Source organism: Nocardiopsis lucentensis DSM 44048, assembly GCF_000341125.1.
GTDB classification, from domain to species: Bacteria; Actinomycetota; Actinomycetes; order Streptosporangiales; family Streptosporangiaceae; genus Nocardiopsis; species Nocardiopsis lucentensis.
On the sequence record NZ_ANBC01000925.1, the window covers coordinates 1 to 2,124 of the forward strand.

General features: G+C 75.0%; 2 protein-coding genes. Both read left to right on the forward strand.

The window, feature by feature from the left end; all coding sequences use genetic code 11:
• On the forward strand, nucleotides 1-1,707 hold a 1,707-nt coding region (locus D471_RS0131805; RefSeq protein ID WP_026128275.1), incomplete at its 5' end, for a type I polyketide synthase.
• Nucleotides 1,704-2,124, forward strand: a 421-nt coding sequence (locus tag D471_RS37350) for a beta-ketoacyl synthase N-terminal-like domain-containing protein (RefSeq protein WP_017602354.1), incomplete at its 3' end; no start/stop codon positions are given. The genes D471_RS0131805 and D471_RS37350, both read left to right, overlap by 4 nt.

Genomic DNA, 2,124 nt, shown 5'->3' on the forward strand with positions numbered 1-2,124 from the left:
GCGTTGGCGGAGGTGCCGCTGGTGGTGGCCACCCGGCGGGCCGTGGCGACGGTTCCCGGCGAAGGGGTCGACGGGGCGGTGTGCGCGGGCGTGTGGGGTCTGGTCAGGTCCGCGCGCTCGGAGCACCCGGGCCGCTTCGCCCTGATCGACCTGGACGACTCCCCGGAGAGCCGGAGGTCCCTGCCCGGTGCGCTCGGCGCGGTGCTGGGCGGCGTCGGGCAGGTGGCCCTACGTGAAGGGGCCGTCCGGATCCCGGAGCTCGCTCGCGCGGAAGCCGCCGGGACCCCGTGGGAGGAGCGCGCGACCGTCTTCGACCCGGCCGGAACGGTGGTGGTGACGGGTGCGACCGGCATGCTCGGTCGGCTGGTGGCCCGGCACCTGGTCGTCGGGCACGGAGTCCGCGACCTCCTGCTCCTGAGCCGTGCCGGAACCGGAGCCGAGGGCGCCGCCGCGCTCGCCGAGGAGCTGACCGGGCTGGGCGCCAGGCCAAAGATCGCGGCGTGCGACACCGCCGACCGTGCGGCGCTGGCCCGGGTGTTGGCTGACGTGCCCGCGGACCGGCCGCTGACCGGTGTGGTCCACGCGGCCGGAGTGCTCGACGACGGAGCGGTCGAGGCGTTGACCCCGGAACGGCTCGACACGGTCATGCGGCCGAAGGTGGACGCGGCGCTGAACCTGCACGAGCTGACCGCCGAGGCCCCGCTGTCGGTGTTCGCGGTCTTCTCCGGGGCGGCCGGTCTGCTGGGCCGTCCCGGACAGGGCAACTACGCGGCGGCCAACACGTTCGTCGACGCCCTGGTACAGCACCGTCGGTCCCTGGGGCTGCCCGCCGTGTCGCTGGCCTGGGGTCTGTGGGGTGAGGCGACCGGGATGACCGGCCACCTCACCGAAACCGACCTGCGGCGGATGCGCGGAGCCGGGATCGCGCCGATGACGAACGCGCAGGGGCTCGCCCTGTTCGACCGGGCGCTCGCCGCCGCCGAGGCGGACCCGCTCCTGGCACCGATGCGGCTGGACCTGACCTCGGTGCGCCGGGAGCGGGACGAACGGGGCCCGGAGGCGGTGCCCGAACTGCTGCGCGGCCTGGTGCCCGCGCGGGCGGCCGGGCCGTCCGCCCCGGCGCCGCGGACCGAGCCCGAGGACACCTGGGCCGAACGGCTGGCCGGGCTCGACGCGTCGGTCCGGCTCCGAGAACTCGTGAACCTGGTGCGTGCCCAGGTCGCGGCCGTACTGGGATACGCCTCCCCCGACGGGGTGGCGCCGCGACGGCCGTTCAAGGAGCTCGGGTTCGACTCCCTGACCGCCGTGGAGCTGCGGAACCGGATCGGCACGGCGACCGGCCTACGGTTGCCCGCCGCCCTGGTGTTCGACCACCCCACTCCGATGGCGGTGGCCGAGTACCTCACCGACGAACTGTCCCCGGACCCGACCGCCGACGGCGCCGGGGGCGGGGTGGACGCCGCGCTCGCCGGTCTGGAGACGGTCGCCCGGGCGGTCGGCGCCATGGCCGAGGACGTTCAGGGACGCGATGCCGTGCGTCGACGGCTGTCCGAGCTGCTGGCCGCGGTCACGCCGACCGCGACAGGCCACGCGGCCTCCCCGTCCAAGCCGTCGACCGGCTCCGCCGCCGACACCGTGGACCTGGACGAGCGGCTCCACTCCACGGACGACGACGACCTCTTCGCCTTCATCGAGGAGCAGCTGTGAGCAGTAGGAATGAAAGCGACCACACGCCGGGCGCACCCGCCCCGCGATCGGACGACCGGGTCCGGGAGTACCTCAGGCGGGTCACGGCCGAACTCGTGGCCACCAAGAAGCGCCTCGGCGAGATGGAGGAGCGGGACCGCGAGCCGATCGCGATCGTCGGGATCGGGTGCCGGTTCCCGGGCGGGGTGGAGTCCCCCGAGGAGCTGTGGCGGCTGCTGTCCGAGGGGCGTGAGGCGGTCTCAGGGCTGCCCGAGGACCGGGGCTGGGACCTGGCGGCACTGTACGACCCGGACGGCGCACCCGGCACCAGCTACGCGCGTGAGGGCGGCTTCCTCCACGGCTGCGCGGAGTTCGACGCCGAGTTCTTCGGTGTCTCGCCGCGTGAGGCGCTGGCCATGGACCCGCAGCAGCGGCTGC